Annotated in this window: 23 protein-coding genes and 2 pseudogenes; 2 read left to right on the forward strand and 23 right to left on the reverse strand. The window is 38.8% G+C overall.

The window, feature by feature from the left end:
- Window positions 1–7 precede the first annotated feature (7 nt).
- The 13 genes and pseudogenes from hisD to uvrB all read right to left on the reverse strand — a co-directional run bounded on the left by hisD (window position 8) and on the right by uvrB (window position 13,491).
- Entirely contained in the window at window positions 8–1,276 is a 1,269-nt protein-coding gene (hisD, locus tag Q5794_RS25995) for a histidinol dehydrogenase (RefSeq protein WP_192997121.1), read from the reverse strand.
- A 15-nt stretch (window positions 1,277–1,291) separates the two neighbouring features.
- Entirely contained in the window at window positions 1,292–1,924 is a 633-nt protein-coding gene (gene hisG / locus Q5794_RS26000; protein WP_013059721.1) for an ATP phosphoribosyltransferase, read from the reverse strand.
- Window positions 1,924–3,105 (reverse strand): ATP phosphoribosyltransferase regulatory subunit, encoded by a 1,182-nt coding sequence (locus Q5794_RS26005; RefSeq protein ID WP_043977360.1) that lies wholly within the window; start codon window positions 3,103–3,105, stop codon window positions 1,924–1,926. The genes hisG and Q5794_RS26005 overlap by 1 nt, the downstream gene beginning before the upstream one ends.
- Window positions 3,106–3,288: 183 nt before the next feature.
- Window positions 3,289–3,816, reverse strand: a complete 528-nt coding sequence (locus tag Q5794_RS26010; RefSeq protein ID WP_028409652.1) for a DapH/DapD/GlmU-related protein — start codon at window positions 3,814–3,816, stop codon at window positions 3,289–3,291.
- Window positions 3,813–4,460, reverse strand: coding sequence for a pyrophosphatase PpaX (gene ppaX, locus Q5794_RS26015; protein WP_215054812.1), 648 nt, complete (start codon window positions 4,458–4,460; stop codon window positions 3,813–3,815). The genes Q5794_RS26010 and ppaX overlap by 4 nt, the downstream gene beginning before the upstream one ends.
- Before the next feature lie 60 nt (window positions 4,461–4,520).
- Entirely contained in the window at window positions 4,521–5,354 is an 834-nt protein-coding gene (gene lgt, locus Q5794_RS26020) for a prolipoprotein diacylglyceryl transferase (RefSeq protein ID WP_215054813.1), read from the reverse strand.
- A 16-nt stretch (window positions 5,355–5,370) separates the two neighbouring features.
- Window positions 5,371–6,305 (reverse strand): annotated as a pseudogene (hprK, locus tag Q5794_RS26025) (HPr(Ser) kinase/phosphatase).
- A 190-nt stretch (window positions 6,306–6,495) separates the two neighbouring features.
- Complete coding sequence (locus Q5794_RS26030; RefSeq protein WP_013059727.1) at window positions 6,496–6,861, reverse strand: phage holin family protein; 366 nt, start codon at window positions 6,859–6,861, stop codon at window positions 6,496–6,498.
- 2 nt (window positions 6,862–6,863) lie between these two features.
- Window positions 6,864–7,058: a PspC domain-containing protein gene (locus tag Q5794_RS26035; RefSeq protein WP_013059728.1), complete on the reverse strand. Its 195-nt coding sequence runs from the start codon at window positions 7,056–7,058 to the stop codon at window positions 6,864–6,866.
- Window positions 7,059–7,099: 41 nt separating this feature from the next.
- Window positions 7,100–8,191 (reverse strand): DUF4097 domain-containing protein, encoded by a 1,092-nt coding sequence (locus tag Q5794_RS26040; RefSeq protein ID WP_116074757.1) that lies wholly within the window; start codon window positions 8,189–8,191, stop codon window positions 7,100–7,102.
- A gap of 38 nt (window positions 8,192–8,229) precedes the next feature.
- Entirely contained in the window at window positions 8,230–8,541 is a 312-nt protein-coding gene (locus Q5794_RS26045) for a hypothetical protein (RefSeq protein WP_013059730.1), read from the reverse strand.
- Between the two features lie 87 nt (window positions 8,542–8,628).
- Window positions 8,629–11,505, reverse strand: coding sequence for an excinuclease ABC subunit UvrA (gene uvrA / locus Q5794_RS26050; RefSeq protein ID WP_215054814.1), 2,877 nt, complete (start codon window positions 11,503–11,505; stop codon window positions 8,629–8,631).
- Window positions 11,506–11,511: 6 nt separating this feature from the next.
- Window positions 11,512–13,491, reverse strand: a complete 1,980-nt coding sequence (gene uvrB, locus Q5794_RS26055; RefSeq protein ID WP_013059732.1) for an excinuclease ABC subunit UvrB — start codon at window positions 13,489–13,491, stop codon at window positions 11,512–11,514.
- 335 nt (window positions 13,492–13,826) lie between these two features.
- Between uvrB and Q5794_RS26060 the strand changes: the two genes are divergently transcribed.
- Entirely contained in the window at window positions 13,827–15,488 is a 1,662-nt protein-coding gene (locus Q5794_RS26060; protein WP_215054815.1) for a sigma-54-dependent Fis family transcriptional regulator, read from the forward strand.
- Between the two features lie 65 nt (window positions 15,489–15,553).
- Here the strand turns inward: Q5794_RS26060 and pruA are convergent, their stop codons facing one another.
- The 8 genes and pseudogenes from pruA to ftsE all read right to left on the reverse strand — a co-directional run bounded on the left by pruA (window position 15,554) and on the right by ftsE (window position 24,534).
- A complete protein-coding gene (gene pruA, locus Q5794_RS26065) occupies window positions 15,554–17,125 on the reverse strand; it encodes an L-glutamate gamma-semialdehyde dehydrogenase (RefSeq protein ID WP_374988553.1) in 1,572 nt (523 codons plus the stop codon).
- A gap of 27 nt (window positions 17,126–17,152) precedes the next feature.
- Window positions 17,153–18,067, reverse strand: coding sequence for a proline dehydrogenase family protein (locus Q5794_RS26070; protein WP_013059735.1), 915 nt, complete (start codon window positions 18,065–18,067; stop codon window positions 17,153–17,155).
- 315 nt (window positions 18,068–18,382) lie between these two features.
- Window positions 18,383–18,607, reverse strand: a complete 225-nt coding sequence (locus Q5794_RS26075) for a DUF2198 family protein (RefSeq protein ID WP_028412034.1) — start codon at window positions 18,605–18,607, stop codon at window positions 18,383–18,385.
- A 26-nt stretch (window positions 18,608–18,633) separates the two neighbouring features.
- Complete coding sequence (locus tag Q5794_RS26080) at window positions 18,634–19,824, reverse strand: PDZ domain-containing protein (RefSeq protein WP_192997114.1); 1,191 nt, start codon at window positions 19,822–19,824, stop codon at window positions 18,634–18,636.
- Window positions 19,825–19,986: 162 nt separating this feature from the next.
- Window positions 19,987–21,425: pseudogene (locus tag Q5794_RS26085) on the reverse strand (S41 family peptidase).
- 173 nt (window positions 21,426–21,598) lie between these two features.
- Complete coding sequence (locus Q5794_RS26090; protein WP_192997113.1) at window positions 21,599–22,807, reverse strand: murein hydrolase activator EnvC; 1,209 nt, start codon at window positions 22,805–22,807, stop codon at window positions 21,599–21,601.
- A 160-nt stretch (window positions 22,808–22,967) separates the two neighbouring features.
- Entirely contained in the window at window positions 22,968–23,858 is an 891-nt protein-coding gene (ftsX, locus tag Q5794_RS26095) for a permease-like cell division protein FtsX (protein ID WP_215054817.1), read from the reverse strand.
- Window positions 23,848–24,534: a cell division ATP-binding protein FtsE gene (gene ftsE, locus Q5794_RS26100; protein WP_013085414.1), complete on the reverse strand. Its 687-nt coding sequence runs from the start codon at window positions 24,532–24,534 to the stop codon at window positions 23,848–23,850. The genes ftsX and ftsE overlap by 11 nt, the downstream gene beginning before the upstream one ends.
- A gap of 339 nt (window positions 24,535–24,873) precedes the next feature.
- Between ftsE and Q5794_RS26105 the strand changes: the two genes are divergently transcribed.
- Window positions 24,874–25,410, forward strand: coding sequence for a flavodoxin family protein (locus tag Q5794_RS26105; RefSeq protein WP_215054818.1), 537 nt, complete (start codon window positions 24,874–24,876; stop codon window positions 25,408–25,410).
- A gap of 25 nt (window positions 25,411–25,435) precedes the next feature.
- Here the strand turns inward: Q5794_RS26105 and cccB are convergent, their stop codons facing one another.
- Both cccB and tatC read right to left on the reverse strand, forming a co-directional pair.
- On the reverse strand, window positions 25,436–25,750 hold the full coding sequence (gene cccB, locus Q5794_RS26110) for a cytochrome c551 (protein WP_215054819.1): 315 nt from the start codon (window positions 25,748–25,750) through the stop codon (window positions 25,436–25,438).
- Between the two features lie 124 nt (window positions 25,751–25,874).
- A complete protein-coding gene (gene tatC, locus Q5794_RS26115) occupies window positions 25,875–26,591 on the reverse strand; it encodes a twin-arginine translocase subunit TatC (RefSeq protein WP_374988554.1) in 717 nt (238 codons plus the stop codon).
- Window positions 26,592–26,636: the final 45 nt, after the last annotated feature.

Here is a 26,636-nt window from a genome sequence, read left to right on the forward strand (position 1 = left end):
CTCCATCTTATTTTTTAAAGCGTTCTTCAACCGCCCTTGCATGAGCTTCTAGCCCTTCTAAACGAGCAAACGCTGCGATTTTCGAGACATTTTTCTGCAGGGCTTGTTGGCTGTATGAAATGATACTAGACTTTTTCACAAATGAATCAACTGATAAAGGACTTGAGAATTTCGCTGTCCCATTTGTTGGAAGAACATGGTTTGGTCCCGCGAAATAATCGCCAACAGGTTCTGAGCTGTATCTTCCTAGAAAAATAGCACCGGCATGACGAATAGAACCTAAAAGTTCAAGCGGACTTTCAGTCATAATTTCTAAATGCTCGGGAGCTAATTGATTAACAGCTTCAATCGCTTCTTCTAATGACCCGGTCACATAAATAGCGCCATGGTTATCAATAGAAGATTTTGCAATTTCTTTACGAGGTAAAGATTCTACTTGTCTTTCCACTTCTTCTTTAACAGCTTCGGCTAATTTCATAGAAGGCGTAACTAAAATACTTGAAGCTAATTTGTCATGTTCTGCTTGAGACAATAAATCAGCGGCCACTTCGTTCGGCTTAGCCATATCGTCTGCTAGTACGACAATTTCACTAGGTCCAGCAATTGAGTCAATGTCTACTAAGCCATATACTTCTCTTTTCGCTAATGCAACAAAGATATTACCTGGCCCTACAATTTTATCGACGGGTTGAATTGTTTCTGTTCCATAGGCAAGTGCTCCTACTGCCTGAGCTCCCCCTACTTTATAAATCTCTTTGACCCCAAGCTCACTCGCTGCTACCACTACTCCAGCAGGAAGCGCACCGTCTTTTCCTGGAGGTGAAACCATCACGATACGTTTTACACCTGCCACTTGAGCAGGAATGACATTCATTAAAACGGAAGAAGGATACGCCGCAAGGCCTCCCGGTACATAAACACCTACTGCATCTAAAGGCGTTACTTTCTGCCCTAAAATGGTGCCGTCTTCTTTTGTTGTCATCCAAGACTGCTCGACCATTCTTTCGTGGTAATCACGAATATTGTCAGCAGCTTCACGAATGATTGACAGCATATCTGCATCAACCAGCTCATAAGCACGCTTCTTTTCTTGTTCTGTCACGAGCAAAGAAGAAAGCTCAACGCCGTCAAATTGCGCTGTATACCTTTTTAAAGCTTCATCTTTTTGCTCTTGCACCTGCTTTAAAATATTTACGACAATTTCTCTTTGAGCACTTGTCCCTTGATCGATCGTACGCTTTAAGCTCACTTGTTCTGTTACACGTGTAATTTTCAATGTATGTCACCTCTTTTATACAGGTTGAACCACTTGGGCTAAACGATTCACTAAATCATCAATTCGTTCGTCTTTTAAACGATAGCTCACAGGGTTCACAATCAAACGCGATGTAATATCTTCAATGTGCTCCAATTCAACAAGTCCGTTCTCTTTTAGTGTTTGTCCCGTTGATACAATATCAACGATCCGATCAGCCAGGCCGATTAAAGGCGCTAATTCAATCGAACCATTCAATTTTATAATTTCTACTTGCTCTCCTTGCTCCCTGAAATAAGTAGATGCTACATTTGGATATTTGGTTGCCACTTTTTGAGCAATTTCTGATTTTTTAGCATTAGGCAAACCGGCAACGGCCAGATGACATTTACTAATATTTAAATCCAACAGCTCATAGACATCTCGTTCTTCTTCTAACATTACGTCTTTACCTGCAATACCAAGATCCGCTACTCCGTATTCTACATAAGTAGTAACGTCCATTGGTTTTGCTAAAATAAAGCGCATGTTCTCTTCAGGAATGTCTACAATCAGCTTGCGCGAATCGTCAAATTCTGGCGGCAATTGAAAGTCTGCTTGACGCAAAAGTTCAGCTGCTTCTTCAAAAATACGTCCTTTTGGCATTGCAATTGTTAATAGTTCACTCATTATTGTCCCCCCTTGCCTCGTTTTCCAATTAGAAACGTGACTTCTTCAAACTGTGCAGTAAATACATCAACATCATCAACGCCTGCAATTTCCTGAGTCACTACCCGGTATCCTTGCTTGCGCTGTTCAGCAGCTAAAGCTAATGCCTCATCTAAACGCTCCTGGCTATATAATATGCCGTATACTGCTGAAGGCTCATATACTTCTTCGCCCAGCGCTTCAATTAAGCGGTCGAGCTGAATTCCAAATCCTGTAGCTGGTGTTTTAGACGCAAATTTTTCAAGAAGCTGGTCATAACGTCCTCCATTACCGATATGGAAACCAACGTTTTCAGCAAAGACTTCAAATAAAATACCTGTGTAATAGCTCATATGACTGACTAAGTTAAAATCAATTTTAATTTCATCCGTTACACCGTACGCATCAAGCATATTCCATAGCTTTTTCAAATCACCGGCTGCTTTTTTACCAGCTTCATTTTCAACTAGTTCAACCGCTTCTTCAATCTTCTTTTCATCTCCGCGCAGGTTAAGCAGCTGAAGGAGACGCTGTTTATCAATAGAAGATAGATTCAAATCTTTTACATGATTACGATAGCCCACGTAATTTTTCTCATATAAAAAGCGGCGAAGCACGTTAGCACGTTCTTCATTTCCGACAATTTCTAAAAAAAGCGAATTAACAAACCCGATATGGCCAATTGCCACTTTAAATGATTTAAGTCCCGCTCTTTTTAATGCGCCGATCATGAGAGCAATGACTTCAGCATCGCTGCTCATCGTAGCGTCTCCAATTAGCTCAACGCCTATTTGTTCAAACTCCGCCGGGCGGCCACCCTCACGCTGCTGAGCTCGGAATACATTTGCTTCATAAGCTAAGCGCAAAGGAGAATTATTTAAAAGTTTTGAAGCGGCCACACGTGCAAATGGCGTTGTTACATCCGGTCGCAGCACAAGCGTATGCCCTTCTTTATCTAAAAGTTTAAATAATTGTTGATCTAAAATAGCCGATGCGCTTCCTACCGTCTCGTAGTATTCCACAGTAGGCGTTGCCATATATTGATAGCCCCAGCTGCTGATTTCATCTGCCAGCTGATTGCGAACTTGTTTTTTTCTTTCAAAAAGAGCTGGCAGGGTATCTCTCATTCCAAGGGGTTTTTCAAACATAAATAACTTTGACATTCCGACACGTCCTTTAAGCTTGATTTTATCTATTAAGGAACCATTTATAGGTTGATTTTACTTTATCACACTAATGTATTAGCGAAATAACAAATTAAAGTTATTGATAGTTTACACCCGATAAAGTCAGCCGTCAACCGCCAGCTGTTCAAATTTACAAAAAAAACCACAGCTTAGTTCTTGCTAAGTTGTGGCTTTAGGTTCTGCTTCCCTGCGCTTTTCCATTTCTTCTTTTGTATAGATAACACGCATAGGGTTACCTCCAACAAAGAAACCGGGTGCTACATCTTTATGAACCACCGTTCCAGCCGCTACAACCGCTTCATTGCCGATTGTTACACCTGGAAGGATGGTGCTATTTGCTCCAATCATCACTTCATCCCCAATGATGACATCTCCAAGACGATATTCCGTTATCAGATATTCATGAGCGAGAATAGTTGTATTGTATCCAATGACCGTATTGCGTCCTACTTGTATTTTTTCAGGAAACATAATATCGAGCATCACCATAAGGGCAAAGGATGTTTGAGGTCCTACTTTCATCCCTAAGCACGTTTTATACAGCCAGTTTTTCATCGAAAGAAAAGGCGTATAGCGAGCGCATTGAATGATTAGGAAGTTGCGCACTACTTTCCAAAAAGGCACGGTCTTATAGACATGCCAAAGGGAATTAGCTCCTTTAACCGGATAGCGCGTCGTTTTTCTCACTGACGTTCTCCTTTTAATATATCAATTAAATCCGTCATATTTTCCAAAATAATATCAGGATTATAAGAAGCGATATGATCTCTTCCTTTTGCACTCCAAGCAACTCCAGCTGTTTTCGTATAAGCTCTTTGGCCAGAAACGATGTCGTGATGATTATCTCCCACCATCAGCGCTTCTTCAGGTTTAGCATCAAGCAGCTTCAGTGCTTTTTCTACTGGCTCAGGATGCGGCTTTGCATTTGTTACGTCTTCAATTGCGACAATCGTATCAAAAAACTGATCTAACTTTGTTAACTTAAGCCCCATCATGACCGTATTCCTTTGCTTTGTTGTGACAATACCTAATTTATAATTCTGCTCGTGCAGCCATTTAACTGTTTCAAGTACGCCTTCAAATTCTTTAACAAGCAAATCATGATTGGCTAGATTATGGGTGCGATACACCTCGATCATTTCGTTTACTTTCGTTTTATCCATTTCTACAAACGTGTCGTATAAAGGAGGTCCCATAAACTGTAAAATATCTTCACGAGTATATTGTTCAGGATAATAGTGATTAAGCGTATGAGTAAACGAGGCAATAATTAATTCATTTGTATCAATTAACGTGCCGTCTAAATCAAACAAAACCGTATTAATCTTCATTATTCATTTCCTTCCCTTGCGTGAAATCAAGTTTGTGTAAATCTTGTAGCTTTTCTTCATTTACGCCTTAGATTGTGCTTCTTCATTCTCTAAGTATTTCTGTTTACTCATTCCCGTCACGCGGCGGATAATAATTAAAATAATGGCTATTACAATCAGTGCAAGTGAAACAACTTGAGCAATTCTGAGTGTATGTGTCAGCATTAAGCTATCCGTGCGAAGCCCTTCTATAAAGAAGCGTCCAACTGAGTACCAGATTAAATAAGATAAGAAAATTTCTCCTTTTCGCAGACTGGTGCGGCGAAGTACCATCAACAGGATAAATCCGGCAAAATCCCATAATGATTCGTATAAAAACGTAGGATGATAATATGTACCGTTAATATACATTTGGTTAATAATAAAATTTGGAAGGTGCAACCCTTCTAAAAAAGCACGGGTAACCGGTCCCCCGTGTGCCTCTTGATTCATAAAGTTTCCCCAGCGCCCAATGGCTTGGCCAAGGATTAAACTAGGCGCAGCAATATCAGCCAACTTCCAAAATGAAATCTTTTTTACTTTCGAATACACAATGGCAGTTAATACGCCTCCGATTAAGCCACCATGAATGGCAATCCCACCTTGCCAAATCTGAGGTATTTCATTTAAATGCTTTGAATAGTATCCCCATTCAAAGGATACATAATAAATTCGTGCACAAATAATAGCTATTGGCACAGCAAATAAGATAAGATCAACAAATGTATCTTTTGATAAGCCTCTTCTTACACTTTCTCTTGTCGCAATATAAAGACCTAATAGAACACCTGCACCGATAATTACGCCGTACCAGTAGACCGTTAGAGGGCCAATTTCAAGGAAAACGCGATCTAACGGCTGAATAGTTGCTTCCACAAGTTAACACCCTTTCTTATAAATCTTCACGATCTCCTTCTTCAATTACATCTGTTAGACGTGCAGAAAATTGTTCTGCTGCGTTAATACCCATACGCTTTAAGCGGAAGTTCATTGCTGCCACTTCAATGATAACAGCTAAGTTTCGTCCCGGACGTACTGGCAATGTAATTTTTGTAACGTCTGTATCAATGATTTTCATTTTATCTTCTTCTAAACCAAGGCGATCATAATGTTTCTGCTGATCCCATGTCTCTAACTGAATAACAAGTGAAATTCGCTTATAGCTTCGTACAGCTCCTGCGCCGAATAGCGTCATCACATTGATGATCCCTAGTCCTCGAATTTCAAGCAAATGCTCGATTAAACCAGGCGCATTTCCTACAAGTGTGTCTTGGTCTTCTTGACGGATTTCCACACAGTCATCGGCTACTAGGCGATGTCCCCTCTTAACAAGCTCTAGAGCTGTTTCACTTTTACCAACGCCGCTTTTTCCCATGATTAATACACCAATTCCGTATATATCAACTAATACTCCGTGCAGGGCAGTAGTAGGTGCTAGCCGACTTTCAAGAAAATTCGTTAAATGGCTGGAAAGTCGCGTTGTTTTAAAGCTTGAACGCAGCACAGGAACTGATTCACGCTCTGAAGCTTCGATAAGTTCTTTCGGTACATCCATTTCGCGCGAAACAATGATAGCCGGCGTGATATCTGTACACATCTTTTCCATTCGAACTTTTTTTGTTCATCATCTAACTGCTTAAAAAATGATAGTTCTGTTTTACCTAACAGCTGGATACGTTCCGCTGGGTAATATGTAAAATAACCTGCCATTTCAATACCTGGACGTGAAATATCACTTGTTGAAATAGGGCGGTCGATTCCTTCTTCTCCGCTAATAAGCTCTAATTTAAATTTCTCAATGATGTCTTTTGTACGTACTTTAACCACCGTGCATCCTCCTTTTATGAACAGTCATATACCTGTTCATGTCTACAGTATATCCAACTCTCGCTTTTATGTCGCGTTTGGTTCTACTAGCCACTTTATTTTATCATTAATACGGAAAGAAAAGAAAAAAAGATGGCATAGGCTGCATCGCCTTACCATCTTTTTTAGAAAATTAAATATTGCAAGAAAGTTATCTTCTATTTTGAAGCGGTTCAACAATCACTCGTTGAATAAGCGCATTTAAAAGCGACATGATTACCGAGGCTAAAAGCGCTGTACCAAACCCGTCAATATTAAAAGAATCTCCCATAACACTTTGTGTAATCATCAGCGTAATGGCATTAATGACGAATAAAAATAGGCCAAGCGTAAGAAATGTCACCGGCAGGGTAAGTAAAATTAAAATCGGCTTAACAAACACATTCAAAATCGATAGAATCAAGCTCGCGATAATAGCTGCACTGACTGATTCCAAGTGAAAGGTGTCAATATAACCTGCGATTACGATTAATACGAGGGCATTGATTAAAATACTAATGATTCCGCGCAATAACATTTTTAGAAATCTCCTTCTTCATTTGGAACTAAAAACACAAAAATCATATATAAAATGACCGGGGTACCTACTGTAAAAAATAAACTGATGATAAACAATACGCGCAGTAGTGAAGCATCTATTCCGATATACTGAGAAATACCGCCGATAACACCCGCAAGCTTGCGATTTGTTCGCGAACGATACAACTTTCGCACGTTAATCATCTCCTTTGCTTTTTTACTAAACCAAGCGTTTTCTATTTTATAACAATTGAGCCCGTTTTGGATTCAGCTAACAATTTATAGCCTTTAGGCGAAGCGATATTGGCTTTGAAACGAAGTTGTTTCATCACCGTTTCTTTTTTCTCATCTACTATTTCCATCTCAGGAAGTGTACATGTAAAATTCCCAAAGTTAGATTTCAAATCTCCATCAACGGAGAGGTGGGGCGGCGTATAGAGCGTAATGCTCCCCGTAGTCGTTTTGAAAAATGCTTTTTCAATGCGCTCTCCTTTTAAATACGTATCAATATCTCCGTTAAATGTTTGAACGTCAATTTTCTTTGTGTCCCCATCAAATTTAACCGTTCCATTGATTGTTTCAAGCTCACATTTTGAAGCGAGTATTCGAGAAAGTTCCATATGCCCATTTGATGTCTCCATTTCAAGAGAATGGCTATTCACATCGTAAAAGCGGATGGTACCATTAGCTGTTTTGGCTTTCAGGTCTCGTACGCTTAGTCTTTCCCCATCGATTGAACCATTAAACATACGGAGCTTGACGCGTTCATATTCCATTTCTGGAATATAAATAATCGCTTTCACCTTCATTTGCTTTTGCTGAATTGCAAAGCGCAATTTGCCATTTTCAATGGAAAATGCCGTATGCTGCAAGAAAGTGCGGCGCGCTTCATCCGAATTCTCTACTTTGTAGATAGCGGCTTCACATTCTATTCGTACTTCTGTACTTCCCCAAGGTCGGAGTTGGACGCTTCCATTTGCTAAATCTACGTCAATCTCTTGAATATATGCTTCTGATTGTTGAAAGATGTGCTGAACGTCAATTGAAGGACCAAAGTTAAAATCTAAATCTCCTTCTTTTACTTTTTTTACCGTTTGATCTACAAATGTAAATAATTTTTCCTTTAAAGAGCTTTGAGATGATTTAGAAGCGTACGTTTTTTTCTGCTTTCCTCCTACATAAGGGAATAGCTCAGCTTTATCAGGCGTAGCATAGGAAGAATCATTAGCTGAGTCTTTTTCCAGTGAATTTAGCAAAGTTAAAGCCTCATCTACGCTAAGTTTTCCTTCTTCTACCATCTGTAAAATTTGTTTGCGCTTTTCACTCATACGTTCCATCTCCTCTTTACGTTTTAGTCATTTAATTTTTATCTGCTTAATATTTGTATCCCTTTTACAATATTCCATACAAACACAACAACATTAACTAAAGAAACAACAACTAAAGCTACAATTAAAAGAATAAATACCGTTCCACTAGAGCCAGTAAGAGCAGGAAGCAAGAAAAATAAGAATAAGATCGCTGTAGCGATAGGTAATAAATGTGACAAAAATGCAGTTTTTGCATGTTTCTTTACTTCTATGTTATGAACAACAAAATAAATAATAATAGGTAATAAAAATGGTGCAAAGAAAACGCTAAAATAATTTAAGGAAGATAGTATGCGATTTCCTTCCATAATAATCAGCTCCTTATATCATGTATTACGGTTTAATGAGTTAAAAAGTTTCATTCTTTATAAAAAAGACACCAATGCTGGTGTCTTTTAACGAGTTAATGCCTCTGCTTTTTCAACTTTTTTCTCCATACGCTTACGGTCACGTTCTAAAATTGGCTTCAAATAATGACCCGTATAAGATTCTTTTACTTTTGCCACTTCTTCTGGCGTACCCGAAGCCACAATTTGTCCGCCTTTATCTCCACCTTCAGGCCCTAAATCAAGCAGGTAATCAGCAGCTTTGATGACGTCTAAATTATGTTCGATCACTAGAACCGTATCTCCATTTTCAACTAAACGCTGGAGCACTTTTAATAATCGTGCAATATCATCGACATGAAGACCGGTAGTCGGTTCGTCTAAAATGTACAGCGTTCTTCCTGTTGAGCGGCGGTGAAGCTCTGAAGCTAACTTTACACGCTGTGCCTCTCCACCAGATAAAGTAGTAGCCGGCTGTCCAAGCGTGATATAGCCAAGTCCTACATCGTAAATTGTCTGCAGCTTCCGCTTAATCTTTGGAATGTTTTCAAAGAAGTGAAGCGCGTCTTCAACGGTCATATCCAATACATCTGAAATGTTTTGATCTTTGTATTTCACTTCTAAAGTTTCACGGTTATATCGTTTGCCATGGCAGACTTCACAAGGGACGTATACATCTGGCAAGAAATGCATTTCAATTTTAATAATACCGTCTCCTCGACAAGCTTCACAGCGGCCGCCTTTCACGTTAAAGCTAAAACGGCCTTTTTTATATCCGCGCACTTTTGCTTCGTTTGTTTGGGCAAATACATCTCGTATGTCATCGAATACACCTGTATACGTTGCAGGGTTCGAACGAGGCGTACGGCCTATGGGAGACTGATCAATATCAATGACTTTATCTAAGTGTTCAATGCCTTTGATTTCTTTATGTTCTCCTGCTTTGCTTTTTGCTTTATGCAGCTTTTGCGCCAATGATTTATGAAGGATATCATTTACCAGCGTACTCTTACCTGATCCAGATACACCTGTAACAGCCGTGAACATACCTAACGGAAGCTTTGCTTTTACATTTTTTAAATTGTTTTCTTTTGCTCCTATAATTTCAATCGTTCGATCTTTATCTATTGACCGTCTTTCCGCTGGAAGAGGAATAAACTTCTCTCCTGATAGATATTGACCCGTTAAAGAGTTTTCATCCTCCATCACTTCCTGAGGCGTACCTTGAGAAACAACAGCACCCCCGTGTACGCCGGCTCCTGGTCCGATATCAATTAAATAATCAGCTGCCATCATCGTATCTTCGTCATGTTCTACAACAATCAACGTATTTCCAATATCGCGCATATCTTGCATCGTGCGAATTAAGCGATCATTGTCACGCTGATGAAGACCGATAGAAGGTTCATCTAAAATATAAAGAACCCCCGTCAAGCGAGAACCAATTTGAGTAGCTAAACGGATCCGCTGTGCTTCTCCTCCTGAGAGAGTTCCAGCAGAGCGGTTCAATGTTAAGTAATCAAGTCCCACGTTAATGAGAAAGCTTAGACGCTCACGAATTTCACGCAGTATCATATCCGCAATCTTCATGTCTTTTTCAGATAGGCTGAGACTTTCAAAAAAATCATATGCTTCTTTTACTGAGAAGCGGGTTGTATCTCCTATATGCTTTTCGTCAATAAGCACCGCTAAGCTTTCACGTTTTAAGCGATTTCCTTTACATTTTGGACAAGCTTGCTGAGCCATGTACTTTTCCATTTGCTCACGGATATAATCTGAACTTGTTTCATGATAACGGCGCTCTACATTCCGAAGCACGCCTTCAAATTCGATATGATTTTCTCTTACTTGGCCAAAATCATTTTCATAGCGAAAGTAAATTTTTTCTTTACCGCTGCCATATAATACTTTATCAAATAAATGTTCCGGGATATCTCGCACCGGCACGTCCATATCGATGCCGTAATGTGTACATACGGCTTCAAGCAGCTGCGGATAGTATTGAGAACTTGTTGGCTCCCAAGGTGCAATTGCGTGCTGACGAAGCGTTAAGTCATAGTTAGGAATAACTAAATCTTTATCTACTTCCAATTTCGTGCCTAACCCGTCACACGTTGGACACGCCCCGTACGGACTATTAAATGAAAACATGCGGGGCTCAAGCTCTCCAATGGAGAAACCACATTTTGGACAAGCATGATGCTCACTAAAAAGCAGTTCTTCTTCACCTATCACATCAATAATTACTTTCCCTTCTCCAAGGCGAAGAGCTGATTCCAAAGAGTCCGACAAACGAGCGGCTACACCTTCTTTTACAACAACGCGATCAATCACTACTTCAATGGAGTGCTTTTTGTTTTTTTCCAGTTCAATTTCTTCTGTTATTTCACGCATTTCTCCGTCTACTCGAATGCGAACGTACCCTTCCTTTTTAATATCTTCTAACACTTTTACGTGGGTGCCTTTTCGGCCAGATACCACAGGTGCCAGTACTTGAAGTTTTGAGCGTTCAGGGTACTCTAAAATTCTATCTACCATTTGCTCAATCGTTTGAGATGTAATTTCGATTCCATGATTAGGACAAATCGGCTTTCCTACACGAGCAAACAAAAGGCGCAAATAGTCATAGATTTCCGTCACAGTTCCGACGGTTGAACGAGGGTTTCGGCTCGTTGTTTTTTGGTCGATTGAAATAGCAGGCGACAATCCTTCGATTGAATCTACATCTGGCTTATCCATTTGACCTAAAAACTGTCTTGCATATGCCGAAAGCGACTCGACATAACGTCTTTGTCCTTCTGCATAGATTGTATCGAAAGCCAAAGAAGATTTACCAGAACCTGATAACCCTGTTAACACCACTAATTTGTCTCGTGGGATTTCAATATCGATATTTTTCAAATTGTGGGCTCGTGCACCTTTTACCACGATTTTTTCCATCGCCATGTTTTATCACCCTTCCGCTTTTAATTCTAGAATCAAGTCACGAAGCTCAGCTGCGCGTTCAAAGTTAAGCGCTTTGGCTGCTTCTTTCATTTCTTGTTCCATTTCTTCTACGAGCTTTGCTTTTTCTTTTTTGTTGAGCTTATCAAATGCCGGTGCTTCTTCATACGTTTCTGTATCTTCTGCTACTACTGTTGCACGAATTGAGCCTCGAACTTCTTTTTGAATCGTTGTTGGTGTAATACCATGCTCTTCATTGTAAGCTTCTTGAATACTTCTACGACGCTTGGTCTCATTGATAGCAATGTCCATGGAGTTTGTGATGCGATCTGCATACATAATGACATGTCCATTAGCATTTCGCGCAGCACGTCCGATGGTTTGAATAAGCGATCGTTCTGAACGCAAGAACCCTTCTTTATCCGCGTCTAATATGGTTACTAACGAAACTTCCGGAATATCTAAACCTTCACGAAGTAAGTTAATTCCTACAAGCACATCGTACTTTCCAAGCCGCAGCTCTCGGATAATTTCAATACGCTCGAGCGTCTTCACTTCAGAGTGAAGATATTGAACTTTAATGCCGATTTCTTTTAAGTAGTTCGTTAAATCCTCAGACATTTTCTTTGTTAACGTCGTAACGAGTACTCGTTCATTTCGCTTAATCCGGTCGTGAATTTCTCCAATTAAATCATCAATCTGCCCTTCAATTGGTCGAACTTCAATATTTGGATCCAATAATCCCGTTGGACGGATAATTTGTTCAATCACATCAGGTGCCTTCTCAAGTTCATAAGGACCTGGTGTTGCGGAAACATGAACAATTTGGTTAATATGCTGTTCAAATTCATCAAATTTAAGCGGGCGGTTATCTAATGCGGAAGGCAAGCGGAAACCATGGTCCACTAACACTTGTTTACGCGCTTGGTCCCCATTGTACATTCCTCTAACTTGAGGAATCGTAACGTGTGATTCATCCACAACAAGAAGGAAATCTTCAGGGAAGAAGTCCAGCAGTGTATAAGGTGTAGAACCAGCAGGACGAAGCGTTAAATGACGAGAGTAGTTCTCGATTCCCGAACAAAAGCCCATTTCTCTCATCATTTCTAGGTCGTAGCGCGTGCGCTGCTCCAAGCGCTGCGCTTCTAAAAGCTTGCCTGCTTCTTTTAGCTTCTCTAGCTGTTCTTCTAGTTCTTTTTCAATATTTTGAATGGCAACACGCATTTTTTCTTCTCTCGTGACAAAGTGAGATGCCGGGAAGATAGCTACATGTTCACGGTCACCAATGATTTCTCCTGTTAGAGCGTCAACTTCTCGGATGCGGTCAATTTCATCGCCGAAAAACTCGACGCGAATACAGTGTTCATCTCGAGACACAGGGAAAATCTCCACAACATCACCGCGAACGCGAAACGTTCCGCGCTTAAAGTCAATATCATTTCTTTCGTACTGTACATCTACTAGCGTACGAAGCAGCTGATTGCGCTCTTTTTCCATTCCTACTCGAAGAGATACGACCATTTCTTTGTATTCTTCCGGAGATCCTAAGCCATAAATACAGGATACGCTGGCAATAATAATGACATCTTTTCGTTCAAAAAGAGAAGAAGTTGCCGAGTGACGAAGTTTATCAATTTCGTCATTAATGCTTGCATCTTTTTCGATAAATGTATCTGTTTGAGGTACATAGGCTTCAGGCTGATAGTAATCGTAGTAACTGACAAAGTATTCGACTGCATTATTAGGAAAAAACTCTTTAAACTCACTGTACAATTGACCAGCAAGCGTTTTGTTGTGAGCCATAATTAACGTCGGCTTATTTATTTCCTTAATAACATTAGACATGGTGAAGGTTTTTCCCGTTCCTGTAGCACCTAACAAAACTTGATGCTGCTTACCTTCTTTAATTCCTTTCACAATCTTTTCAATTGCCTTTGGCTGATCACCTTGCGGTTGATATGGGGATACTAATTCAAACTGATCTTTCAAATGAAGGCCTCCGTTTCCATTTTCTTGTTTTATCTATTTTTATTACGATATGTAAAAACCGAAAACACGAACTGATATTCGTATTTTATCACTTTATAATCATAAATGAAACTAATGAGTATTAATCTTATATAGTGTTTGTTTGTTTTTATTTTTTACCCTGTTACTTTATTACCCACTAAATTCTTATACTACCCTTTTCGAAGGGAATACAACTCTTTGGATGAAAGCAATAAAAGAAAGTAAGCTGCGTAATGGTTTGAAAAAGATAGGCTTTTGCGCCAATTTCTAAATTATGATACAGTATAAAAAATATGTACTGAGAGGGGTTTAGTATGGCAAGCGTTGATCAAGTTCTTATAAATAACTCCTTTATAACAGTTGAAGAATCAACTTCTTTAGCTAAAGTGACATCTGAACTTTCAAACTATGACTTCGTCGTAGTCACAGCTAGTACCTTTTATGTAATACAAAAAGATGAACGATACCTGTTAACAGGTCATGACGAGGCATCGTCCATAAAAAAAGTAATAGCGGATACAAATTGGCCTTCATCTTCTACTTCTACGTTAGCCAATTTACAAGCCAACACAAACTGGAACAGACCAGTCCTCATTCAAGCAGAAAATCAAGAAACCACAATAGGACTTGTAACACCTTCGCAGTGGATTACACATTTGCATAGCCAAAATGAGATATTAGCTTCCTATTTTGATACATTGGCAGAAACCATTAATGATGCAGTGACAGCGGTCGATAATGAAGGAAATGTAATCTTGTGGAATACTGCTGCGGAACATACGTATAAGATTCAGAGAGATGATATTATTGGTAGAAAAATCGGAGAGCATTTCAAAGATGAATCCATCATTCTACATACGATTCTAAATGAAGGGCGCCCTGTACGCGGAATGTATCATCGTCCTAATGAACAAACTCACGTGCTCATCAATGCATCTCCTATTATAAGAAACAATCGAGTCATAGGTGGAGTCGCAACTGAACATGACATTACCAATATTGTAAGATTAAATGAAGAAATTGATGTGTCTCTTCTCATTCCAAAAGATAATCCATTTTCTTCTTTCGCGGGTATCAGTCCTGAAATTAAGCAAGCCGTTGACATTGCCAAAAAAGTGGCATCTACAGATATGCCTATTTTATTAACAGGAGAACCTGGTTCTGGGAAAGAAATGCTGGCTCAGGCCATTCACTACGGAGGATCTAAACATAAAGAACCTTTTTTATCTTTAAATTGCGCCACTATTCCATCGGGACTCCTGGAAATTGAGCTCTTTGGTCATCAAAAAGATGTCTTTTCAGAAGATCCAACAACCATTGCAGGAAAACTGGAGCAGGCTCACAACGGGACGTTATTTATTGAGGAAATTGATAAAATGCCTCTTGAAATTCAAGTTAAGTTTCTCCGTTACTTGGAAGAACGATCCTTTTATCACGTTGGAGGCACGGAAGAAATTCAAGTTCAAACCCGAATTGTAGCCTCTACCACGACGCCTTTGGAAGAGTTGCTAAAAGCCGGTGAATTCCATGAAAATCTTTACTATTTGCTGACCGTCATCAACATTATTATTCCGCCGCTTCGAGACCATAAAGAAGACATCGAAGCATTGACTCAGCAATTTGTACAGGAATTTAGTAAAAAGTATAAAAAGAAGGCTCCTTTCATCAGCTCTGAAATTCTCGAAGCCTTTATGCAATACGACTGGCCAGGCAATATTCGCGAGCTGAGAAATACGATTGAACGAATGATTTTTCTAAGTGATCAATCGTTGATTACCCTTACACACCTTCCTGACAACCTGAAGGATGCAAGTTCTTTCACAGAAGTTCAAAAAGAGGAAGAGTCTCTCCAAGAAGCTAGGCTAATAGAAGAGACTCTTCAAAAAACCTATGGAAACAAAAGTGCAGCAGCAGATCTGCTTGGCATTTCACGCGGCACCCTTTATAACAAAATCAAAGAATATGGATTAAACTAATCAAAAAATTCGACACAAGCATCTTTAGCTTCGTGTCGAATTTTTTGATTTCCTTTAGCCTGAACTTATTTCTGTTTTCTCGCTGTCATCTTCCCTTGTGTAAATAATAGAAGATAATCATACCCTCCGGCTTTCGAGTCCGTTCCGGACATATTAAAACCTCCAAAAGGATGAACGCCGACTAATGCTCCTGTACATTTTTTGTTAATATATAAGTTACCGCAGTGCATAGTAGCTAACGCCCTTTGAATTCTCTCTTCGTTTTCAGAGAAAAAAGCTCCCGTCAAACCGTAGTCAGTTTCATTGTAAATCTCAATGGCTTCTTCCCAGTTAGCTGCTTTTGTCAACGCAAGGACCGGTCCAAAAATCTCTTCTTGCATAATTCGTGCTTTTGAATCCACATCTTTGAATACTGTAGGCTCTATATAGTAGCCATTTCCAGGAGCTTTAGCTCCCCCGGCAATAAGCTTTCCTTCCTCTTTGCCAATTTCAATGTAGGCTAATACTTTTTCATACGCTTTTTGATCAATAACAGGCCCCATAGAAGGGTTGTCTTGAGGTAGTCCGACGGTTAATTCTTTTGTTAATGCGGCTACCTTTTGGGCAATCTCTTCATAAACAGATTCTACAACAATCGCTCGAGAGCCAGCAGAACACTTTTGTCCTTGAAATCCAAATGCAGATGCTACGATCGCTTGCGCTGCCGCATCTAAATCTGCCGTTTCATCTACCACAATGCCATCTTTTCCTCCCATTTCAGCAATGACGCGTTTCAGCCAAATTTGTCCAGACTGTACTTTTGAAGCACGTTCATAAATGCGACATCCTACTTCTCTTGATCCGGTAAAAGAAATAAAACGAGTTTGAGGATGTTCGACTAAATATTCTCCAACTTCTATGCCATCTCCAGGGATAAAATTCAGAACACCAGACGGAAGACCGACCTCCTCCATTAATTGAACAAATTTCGCAGCAATAACCGGTGCAGAATCAGCTGGCTTTAAAATAACCGCATTTCCAGATACAATTCCAGCTACAGTCGTTCCAGCCATGATGGCAAGCGGAAAATTAAAAGGTGAAATGACTACTCCTACGCCTAAAGGAATATACGTCATCTCTGTTGTTTCACCTTCTACCGGCGTTAAAGGCTGATGCTCATTCGTTTCACTTAAACGAATCATTTCTCGCGCATAAAATTCCATAAAGTCAATAGCTTCCGCGGTATCCGCATCAGCTTCTGCCCAGTTTTTCCCCACTTCATAAACGAGCATGGCAGAAAATTCATACTTTCTTTTTCTCATCAGATCTGCTGCTTTGAATAAATAATCAGCACGTTCAGCAGGCGGGACGTTCTTCCATGATTGAAATGCTACTGATGCTTCTTGCATTGCCTGCTCAGCATAAGCTTTAGTGCCACGGCTTACTCTGCCAATCACTTCATCTACCTTTCCCGGGTTCGTAGAGACAATCACTTCTTCTGTTGAGATTTTATCTTTTCCAATCGTGAGAGGATATGTTTGTCCCTGTTCTTTTTTCACTTTCACTAACGCCGCTTGCATCGCTTGTTTATTCTCTTCTAACGAAAAATCAGTAAACGGTTCATTTTTAAAAACTGAGATTTTTGTACTTACTGTCATTTCAACCAGTCCCCTTTAATTAGAAATTTATTTCGCGAAGTTTTTCAGCACAAACCATACGTTGGCGGGACGCTCGGCTAGGCGTCTCATGAAATACCCAAACCAATCAATGCCGTAAGGAACATAAACCCTGACTTTATATCCTTCTTTTACTAGACGGTCCTGCAGCTCTACGCAAATTCCATAAAGCATTTGGAACTCAAATTGGTCATTTGAAATACCATTTTCTCTTACTAATCGTTTTGTGTACTGAATCATTTCTTCATCATGACTTGCTACAGCTGTATAGTGCCCATTTAATAAATGCATTTTAATGATTTTTTTATAGTTTTCATCTACGTCTTTCTTTTCCGGAAATGATACTTCTGGTGATTCTTTATAAGCTCCTTTTACTAGACGTAAATTGGCTTGATATTGATGTAAGTCATTCATATCTTGTTCTGTACGATAAAGATACGCTTGAATCACAATTCCAACATTATCGAATTCTTTGCGTAATTCTTTATACATATCAAGGGAGATTTGGCAGTGCAAGTAGTCTTCCATATCAATTCGAACAAAAATATTATTCATTCTGGCCGTGTGTAGAATTCTGCGCATATTTTCCATACAAAGCTCTTTGCTAATATCCAATCCTAAAGAAGTCATCTTTAATGATAAATTTGATTGAACGCCCGATTCTGCAATAGCTTCTAGTGTCTGAATGCACATGGCAGTAGACAACCTGGCTTCCTCTTCTGTAAAAACAAATTCTCCTAAATGATCGAGTGTAACAACTTTCCCACTATTGTTAAGCTCCTTGGATGTTTGAATTGCTGATTCGGTTGAGTCTCCAGCAACAAAACGGGCTGCCCCCATCCTCAATCCATACTTTTTAGCTAATTTGTTCATTGAATGATTTTTGCCAAGCGACTGAAACATCGTTCTCATTAATACTTCCATCAATCCTAAACCTCCTTTTATTTTTTAAAATCAAAAATAAACTAAATTTTCAGATTAATAACTTTATTTTTCTATACCCTTCTCACATTTCTGTACACTTATTTAAATAGATTTATACATAAGTGTTTAAAATATTTTATACATAAACATATTTGTCTAATCAATTTAATTATACTCGTTCATTAAATGAATCGAAACAATATTGTTATACGTTCTAACTCATTTTTTTACATAAAAAAGCTCTCCACGTTGTGTAGAGAGCTTTTGTGTACAGTTTAATAATAAGCGATTAACTTATCATCAAAGCAACAATCTTTATTTTCCAGCTGCTAGCATGCCTTTTGCATATATAAAACCGATGGCTGCTGAAAGTAAATCTATTAAAATAATAAGCGGATAATCTGCGTACCCTTTATATACAGAAACAGCTATCAACAAAAGCGTCAGCGCTGTGGCAACATATAAGTTATATGTTACTCTAGCAAACAGAACAAGCAATATGGCGGGTAGAAAAACTGCGGCAATCGTTTTGACTTCCACAAACATTTCTCCTTTTTATCCGTCTTTTAACCAGCTTGTGAATCACGTTTTGTATAATTGTGTACAAACAAAATACCTAGTTCATGATGTTCGTTGTCATACAATGCTCGCTGAGTAAAGCGAACTTCTCCATTTTCGTCAATAACTTCTAGCTTACAAAAAGCACGGTTATTAACTTGTAATGCTTCATAAAATTTATGGACTTCAGATACAGCGATTCCATTTACCTTAATAATCACTTCTCCTACTTTCAAACCCATTTTCTCTGCCGGAGAATGAGGGATGATTCCTAATACAACCAAACCTTGTGTACGCTTAGTAAACAGCGCGGGCGCTTTTTCATCGCTTCGACGCTGCTGCAAACGAATCCACTCTCTTCCTATGATCGCTAGAATAACAACAGCTACAGCGGCAAGAGGATAAAAAATAGCAGCAATCGTAATAATCGTTAATCCCACGCCTAATGCTAATACACGCTTACCGGTAAATTCAATAGATTTAAACGGCACCATACTTTGAATTCGCTGATAAAAACCGATAGCAAAAGGAACAAAAAACAGGCTAAATGATGTTCCGTCAATAGATAACACAGGCCACCATGGAAACACAGACGTAATGGCGTTGCCTGGAATTAAGACAAAAAGCGGGACAACCCATAATTTTTGAGAGTAATGAGCCCCAATTTCCTGCCCTCTTTTACTTTTCACAATGGCTGGAGACGTACCTTTTGCTCCAAATTTCCAAATTAAATATCCTTCTGCTAATACAAGCAGAGACATTAAAATAGTCAGAGAAGGTAAATCTGCGTTATGAGCTTGCACAGACCAAGTTTGAATAAATCCTTCACCGAAACCAGATGCCGGAATAACCAAGGTTGCAAGCACAGCCAGTCCTACGGTGTAAGAAGGAGAAAGCCATTTAAACGTCCAAGGGCCGCTTATGATAAAAGTTAAAACAGCTACAAGTACAATCATTCCTATAGATACATAGACACCTAGCAACACGGTAACAACGGATAAAATCAACCCAATAATGATACCTGGAAAAAATAAATATTTTGCTTCTAAAATAAAATCAAACACGCGAACATGAAAATTCTGACGCTCTCTCTTGACGCGAGAAAGACCTACAAAAAACGAGACGAGCAGAAATAAATAAGTTAACGGATGTAAAAACAAACGCCCGATACCTTTTAAGAGCTCTAATGCAAAATCCATTTTTTCACCACCTGTATTTTTCACATTTTTATTACAACATTTACGATTGATTGTTATGTATCATAGGCTTCTTTATTTTATCAAAATGCATCACTAACCGACAATGTTGTTTTTACTAAAAAAGTTCCGCGCTTTGGAAAAGCACGGAACTTTTTCTACTTCTTATTGACTAGCTAGCTTTAAAGCCGTTTGAAGCTGACGATCTTCATCTTTTGATTTAATTTTTTCTAGAAGTTTTGTTTGTAAAAGCGCTGCTGTATCTTCATCGATTTCACCTGTAGCTTTTTGCTTATTGGCTTTTTGGAATGCAGTTACAGCTGTTTCTGTCTCTTTACTAAAATATCCGTCTGTACGTCCAGGTTCAAAGCCAAGGCCTTTTAGCATCACTTGAGCATTCTTCACTTGGTCACCTGTCATATCACGTGTTAATGGCTTTTTATCAACTTGAATTGGATTTGCATAATAATAATCCGGCTGCTTGACTTCTACTGTTGGTTTTATACCTTTTTCGTTAATCCAGTTTCCATCAGGCGTTAGCCATTTATAAAACGTTAATTTTAAATTACTGCCGTCTTCCATTGGAACAGCTTGTTGAACCGTTCCTTTTCCATAGGATTTTTCACCGACTAGCTTGTATCCTCCTGCTTCTTTTAATGCCCCGGCAAGAATTTCAGAAGCGGATGCACTTCCTCCATCAATCAAGGCCACAATTGGATAATCCTTTTTCTTTTTCATTGAAGAAACCACTTTTTGACGTTCACCGTTACGATCTTCAATTTGGATATATGGCTTTTTATTCGTTACTAATTTATCAAGCATTTTTTCAACGCTCGTTAAATAGCCACCAGGATTTCCCCGAACGTCTAGAACTAAGCCATCAATATTTTTATTTTCAAGTTTTTTCAACTGTTTCGTAAATTCGTCTCCCGTTGATTCAGAGAATGACGTAATTTCCATGTAGCCAATTTTTTTATTATTTACATTTTTAACAGAAGAATAGACGGTTTCAATTGGAATCTCATCTCTTACAACTTTTACTTTCATCGTTTCTTTCACGCCTGGTCGTTGAACATCTAATGTCACGGTAGAGCCTTTTTTACCGCGAATTTTTAATACTGCTTCATTCAATTCCAGACCCGCGATACTTTTACCATCGATCTTTAAAATCTGATCATTTGGTTTTAATCCTGCTTTTTCCGCAGGAGATTGTTTAAACGGAGCTACGATTGTTACTTTTCCATCTACCATGCTTACTTCAGCGCCAATTCCCTCAAACGATGAATCAAGAGACTGCGTGAATTGCTGTGCCGTTTTCTTATCCATGTAAGATGAGTGAGGGTCTCCTAAGGTTTGTACCATTCCTTGGATTGCGCCATCTAATAATTTTTTGTCATCTACATCTTTGTAATATTTTGAAGATATCAGTTCATAAGCTTGCTTGATTTTGTCTAGCTCTTCCTTTTCCACTTTACTATCATTTGAAGAAGTTGTAAGGGGGTACTGACCGTTCCAGCATTTGCATACTGAATGCCAAAATATGTACCTGCTGCTCCAACAACTAAGGAGAGTGCCATTAATAGTGCAACGATTTTCCGATTCAAGTTCTTTCATCCTCCTCAACCTTAAGCCATCTCTTCTTATTATAATAGATACAACCAAAACTATGTAATAAAAAGGATGCATGTGTTATTTGTAGCAAAAGGCACCACACAAATCAAGTGCGATGCCTTTTTGTTAAACTATATGTTGAGCTTGTACCACGTATGCTAGGAACTTAAAATTTAATATAACTTTCAGGGTTTACAGCGGAACTTTTGCCTTTCCAATCGCCTTTATGCAATTCAAAATGCAGGTGAGCACCAAACGAACGTCCTGTGTTCCCTATATAACCTAATTGTTGACCTTTATTGATAGATTGACCGCTTGAGACGCTGTAGCTCTCTAAATGAGCATAAACTGTAACCCACGTCTGACCTTCTACATTGTGACGAATAAATACGGCATTACCAAAAGAAGAAGAATGATATGCTCTAATTACCTTTCCGCTTGCTGCGGCTACAACTGGCACACTTTCTCCTCGCTTTCCAATATCAATACCGTAGTGTCCTCTTCCAAACGTTTCTCGATACCCAAAATGAGATGTTACCGGGCCCTTTGCCGGCCTCGTAAACGACCCGCTTGTAACAGGGGGTGCCTCCTCTGTTGCCCCGGCTTTTTCAATTTCTTGCTGTTGAGCTTGTACTGCATTTTTTTGATCAGCTAAAATAGAAGCTTGCTCTTCTAATCCAACGGCTTCTTCATTAAATTCTTTTTCCTGATCTTTGAGCGTTTGCATGAGCTGATTCTTTTCATCCACTTGTTTTTGCAGCTGCGCACGAAGATTTTTAAGTTCTTCAAGTGCTTGATTTACTTCCGTTAGCTTGTTTTGAACTTTTGTTTCTTTCTCTTCTTTTGCCTTTTTATCGGCTTCATGCTGCATTAACAAATCACGGTCAGCCCCTACAATTGTCGAAACCGCACTCACTCTGCTAATAAAGTCTCCGAAGCTTTCAGAGCCTAGCAGTACATCTATGTAATCCACAGACCCGCCATTTTCTTGTAAAGCACGAGCACGTTTTTTTAATAGCTCATTTCGTTTTTCAATTCGTTTTTTTACAACGTCAATCTCGCTTTTCAGCTTTTCGATGTCTTGCTTTGCTTTTTCTACTTCAGATTCACGACTGCGGATATCTGCATTCGTTTGTCCGACTTCTGAATCCAAGCGCGCAATCTCAGCGTCTTCGTTTTTTTGCTTTTCTTGAACCTCTTTTAATTTCTCTTTATTTTGATTAATATTTTGGTTCACATCATCACTTTTTTTCTCTAAATCACCGAGTTTAGTAGTGCTGGCACTTTCCGCATAAGCAATTTTTTCATTACCTATCCAAGCCGCACTTAATCCGGCTAAAACTGCTGCTGTCATTACTAATGTCTTACGTGTCATTTGTTTCTCCCCATCTGCACATATTTCCCCGTATAAACGGGCATTAGCAAGACCCCCATTAGCACTTTTTTCTATTTTTATGTGTAATTACACAACAACCTCACATTTGATAAACATCAAATGTGAGGTTGTTGTAATCTATTATGTTAAAAATCTATTCTTATTTTCGCAAGAACTTACGGATGGATAATGTACTTCCCCACATCCCAATTAGACCGCCGATCACTAGTAATAATAGCGACACTTGAAGCACGAATGGAAAGGCAGGTAAAAGTTCAAAGAATCCATCAAACTTAGGTTGAACTTCATTATATAAAACGCTGTACACACCGATAATAACTGCAATTGGCACAATAGAACCAAGCACTCCTAAAAACAGACCTTCAATAAAGAACGGCCAGCGAATAAAGGAGTTTGTGGCTCCAACTAAGCGCATAATTTCAATCTCTTCACGGCGAGCTACAATCGTAATTTTAATTGTATTTGAAATTAGGAACATTGCTGTAAATAGAAGCCCTAAAATCAGCACTACTCCGATATTACGAGCTACTTTCAGCACTTTAAATAACTTTTCAACTTGATCTTGTCCGTATTGAACTTTTGCTACATACGGATATTTCTCAATTTGTTTAGCTACTTTTGCGACATCAGTCGGCTCTTTTGTTTTAACAACAAATACATCATTTAATGGGTTTTGCTGTTCAAACGGTTCAAAAGCTTGTCCTTCATCACCCATACTATTAATTAAATCTTTTAACTCTTTATCTTTAGAAGAAAACGTCACCGTATCAACTTGCTTAATTGCATCTAGCTTTTCTTTCATTGCTTTTCGATCATCTGCTGTCGCTGCAGCATCAACGTGAACACGAATTTCCACATCATTTTCAATCAATTTAGCAATGTGGTTTAAATTCATCATCAACATAAAAAATACGCCTACAAGCAAGAGCGTCACGGTAACAGCACTTGCAGATGCGAATGTCATCCAGCCGTTTCTTCCTAAACTTTTAGATCCTTCACGTAAGTGGCGACCGAATGTCCTAGCCTTCATATCCGTATTCACCTCTTACTTCATCGCGCACAACATTTCCATTTTCAATCGCAATTACGCGCTTTCGAATTGTATTTACAATTTCACGGTTATGCGTTGCCATTAAAATAGTCGTACCGCGTTTATTAATCTCCTCAAAGATATCCATGATTTCCCACGAAGTCTCCGGATCAAGATTCCCTGTCGGTTCGTCGGCGATGACAACCTTAGGACTATTCACAATTGAACGCGCAATAGACACACGCTGCTGCTCTCCTCCAGATAGTTCATCAGGGAAAGAATCCATTTTACCCTTTAACTTAACAAGCTCTAGCACCTCTAGCACTCGCTTTTTAATTTCTTCGGGACTTTGCTCAATTACTTCTAGTGCAAAAGCAATATTTTCATAGACCGTTAATTTTGGAAGCAGCTTGAAATCTTGAAAGACTACACCAATATGACGTCTAAAGATAGGAACTCTGCTATCTTTTATTTTTGCTACATTTGCACCGTTTACAATGATATTTCCTGAAGAAGGCTTTTCTTCACGATACATCATTTTAATAAAAGTGGATTTTCCTGCTCCACTTGGTCCTACGATATAAGCAAACTCACCTTGATTAATCTTGATGCTAATGCCATTGATTGCTTTTACACCGTTCGGATACGTTTTATATACATTTTGCATTTCAATCATAAGTAATCACCTAATCAAGTGTGTTATTTTAATACTATGTAAAACTTGTCAAAATACGACAAAACTCTACAATTCAAACCAAAAATTCGACTCTTCTCACGCGCTTTCTCATTATAACATCACTCTTCGTGAAAATAAGCCTCAAAAATATTACATTTTTATTTCAAATATGACATAAGTAGGATATTTTTAGCAGGGTATGAGAATTTATCCTTATTTTTAATTCTGTTGTTTTTTGCTGTGCATTTTTTTACGAATATCGTTAGAAAAAGCACATTCATGTCTACTTTTTTTACAAACAAGGTATGATAAATAAGAAAAACGCTGAGGAGAGATAACATGATCACCATTTATGGAAGTTCACGAGAAAACGGAAATACGGAGGAATTAGCTAAAGCAGTCTTAAAAGATATTAATACCGAAGAAGTTTACTTGCGCCGGCATACCATTAACCCCATTACTGATATGCGTCACGATGAACTTGGGTTTACCAATCAACAAGATGATTATTATAATATAGCGAAAAAAATGGCAGCACACGATACTATTCTATTTGTTACACCTCTCTATTGGTACGGTATGAGCGGATTGATGAAGAACTTTGTGGATCGTTGGTCTGAAAGCCTCCGAGATTCAACCATTAATTTTAAAGAACAAATGAAAAACAAGCGCGTTTATGTATTAGTAGTAGGAGGCACAGGCGCATCTGTAAAGGCCCTTCCTCTTATTATGCAATTTCAATACATTGTCGATTTTATTGGTTCTTCCTTTAGCGGGTACATTATTGGAGAAGCAAATGCACCTGGAGATATAGCGAAAGATGTCAAGGCTCAACAGCAGGCCATTGTCTTAAACCAAGAATTAAAGCAGTTTTAACACAAAAATAAGACGGATATCCGTCTTATTTTTTCTTTGCCAGCCAAGCAGCAACTTTTTTGGCATCTTCTTCATTAATTAGTCCTTTTGGCATACCGCCTTGACCATTGTTAATAATGTTTTCAATTTCAGCTTCTGAGTGCTTGCTCCCTACATGCTGCAAGCTCGGCCCATTCGCTCCTCCTAAATCTACTCCGTGACAGCCTGTACAGTTTTTCTTCACAATGTCTTCTGCACTCGCTGAAGATTCATCAGCAGATTCATTTTTAGAGCTTCCTCCGCCGCACGCGGACAAAACAAGCGCTAGACCGATTGTTAACGTCAGTAATACTTTTTTCAAGCCTTCTCCCCCTTGCTGTAGAGTTTTCACTCTATTATAACCTACTCCAGAATGTTTAAAACACTCTGTTTACAAGGACTTTGTTTCAATTTCATGAATTCTCTCATCACACTTATGTATACGATTAAGCAATTGATTCGTTTCCTAAACGTTTTTTGTATACTACGCGTGAAATTGTCACACTGAGCTCATATAAAAGCAGAAGCGGGACAATGACTAAAATATCCGAAATAAAATCAGGAGGAGTAATAAGTACGGATATCACAATTAAAGCAAAATAAGAGAGCTTCCTTGCTTTAGCTAATCTTAAAGGGTTTAGCACCCCTAAGCGCGTTAAGAATAGAACAACTAAAGGCATTTCAAATAAAAACCCAAACGGTAAACACAGATTAAGCATAAAACGGAAATAATGCTCCGCCGTAAACATCAGTGAAAACTGATCATTCGACAAGCCCGTTAAAAATGCTAAAATCATTGGAAATAAAACAAAATAACCGAACCCCAGCCCGCTTACAAACAAAAGAAAAAAGAATGGAATGAAGGTAATCAAAACCTTATATTCTTCCTTTTTTAACCCAGGTGAAACAAACCGAAATACTTGATAAGCAGCTATTGGAAGTGTAAAGGCCAGCGCAAAAACAAATGCAATCACCATATAAATCCATACGATTTCACTTGGTCCAAGTACCGCAAGCTTGCCGTCCAAATCTTTCACTAGCCACTGATAAATATCTTGTACAAATACAAAACTGACAATAAGTAAAACTACAAATGCACAAAGTGTTTTAATAATACGAACACGCAATTCTTCAAGGTGCTCCATCAAGCTCATTTCTCCCATTGTCTTTCTCTCCTTTCTGACAAGTAGAAATAGACGAGTTTCCTC

It is taken from the genome of Priestia megaterium (genome assembly GCF_041941685.1).
GTDB classification, from domain to species: Bacteria; Bacillota; Bacilli; order Bacillales; family Bacillaceae_H; genus Priestia; species Priestia megaterium_C.

Excerpts from the sequence above, each read along its gene's own strand:
- hisG (WP_013059721.1), bottom strand. The coding sequence starts at position 1,924 with ATGAGTGAACTATTAACAATTGCAATGCCAAAAGGACGTATTTTTGAA.
- Q5794_RS26005 (WP_043977360.1), bottom strand. The coding sequence starts at position 3,105 with ATGTCAAAGTTATTTATGTTTGAAAAACCCCTTGGAATGAGAGATACC.
- ppaX (WP_215054812.1), bottom strand. The coding sequence starts at position 4,460 with ATGAAGATTAATACGGTTTTGTTTGATTTAGACGGCACGTTAATTGAT.
- Q5794_RS26030 (WP_013059727.1), bottom strand. The coding sequence starts at position 6,861 with ATGTTATTGCGCGGAATCATTAGTATTTTAATCAATGCCCTCGTATTA.
- Q5794_RS26040 (WP_116074757.1), bottom strand. The coding sequence starts at position 8,191 with ATGAGTGAAAAGCGCAAACAAATTTTACAGATGGTAGAAGAAGGAAAA.
- Q5794_RS26045 (WP_013059730.1), bottom strand. The coding sequence starts at position 8,541 with ATGGAAGGAAATCGCATACTATCTTCCTTAAATTATTTTAGCGTTTTC.
- uvrA (WP_215054814.1), bottom strand. The coding sequence starts at position 11,505 with ATGGCGATGGAAAAAATCGTGGTAAAAGGTGCACGAGCCCACAATTTG.
- Q5794_RS26060 (WP_215054815.1), top strand. The coding sequence starts at position 13,827 with ATGGCAAGCGTTGATCAAGTTCTTATAAATAACTCCTTTATAACAGTT.
- pruA (WP_374988553.1), bottom strand. The coding sequence starts at position 17,125 with ATGACAGTAAGTACAAAAATCTCAGTTTTTAAAAATGAACCGTTTACT.
- Q5794_RS26070 (WP_013059735.1), bottom strand. The coding sequence starts at position 18,067 with ATGGAAGTATTAATGAGAACGATGTTTCAGTCGCTTGGCAAAAATCAT.
- Q5794_RS26080 (WP_192997114.1), bottom strand. The coding sequence starts at position 19,824 with ATGGATTTTGCATTAGAGCTCTTAAAAGGTATCGGGCGTTTGTTTTTA.
- Q5794_RS26090 (WP_192997113.1), bottom strand. The coding sequence starts at position 22,807 with ATGACACGTAAGACATTAGTAATGACAGCAGCAGTTTTAGCCGGATTA.
- ftsX (WP_215054817.1), bottom strand. The coding sequence starts at position 23,858 with ATGAAGGCTAGGACATTCGGTCGCCACTTACGTGAAGGATCTAAAAGT.
- ftsE (WP_013085414.1), bottom strand. The coding sequence starts at position 24,534 with ATGATTGAAATGCAAAATGTATATAAAACGTATCCGAACGGTGTAAAA.
- Q5794_RS26105 (WP_215054818.1), top strand. The coding sequence starts at position 24,874 with ATGATCACCATTTATGGAAGTTCACGAGAAAACGGAAATACGGAGGAA.
- tatC (WP_374988554.1), bottom strand. The coding sequence starts at position 26,591 with ATGGGAGAAATGAGCTTGATGGAGCACCTTGAAGAATTGCGTGTTCGT.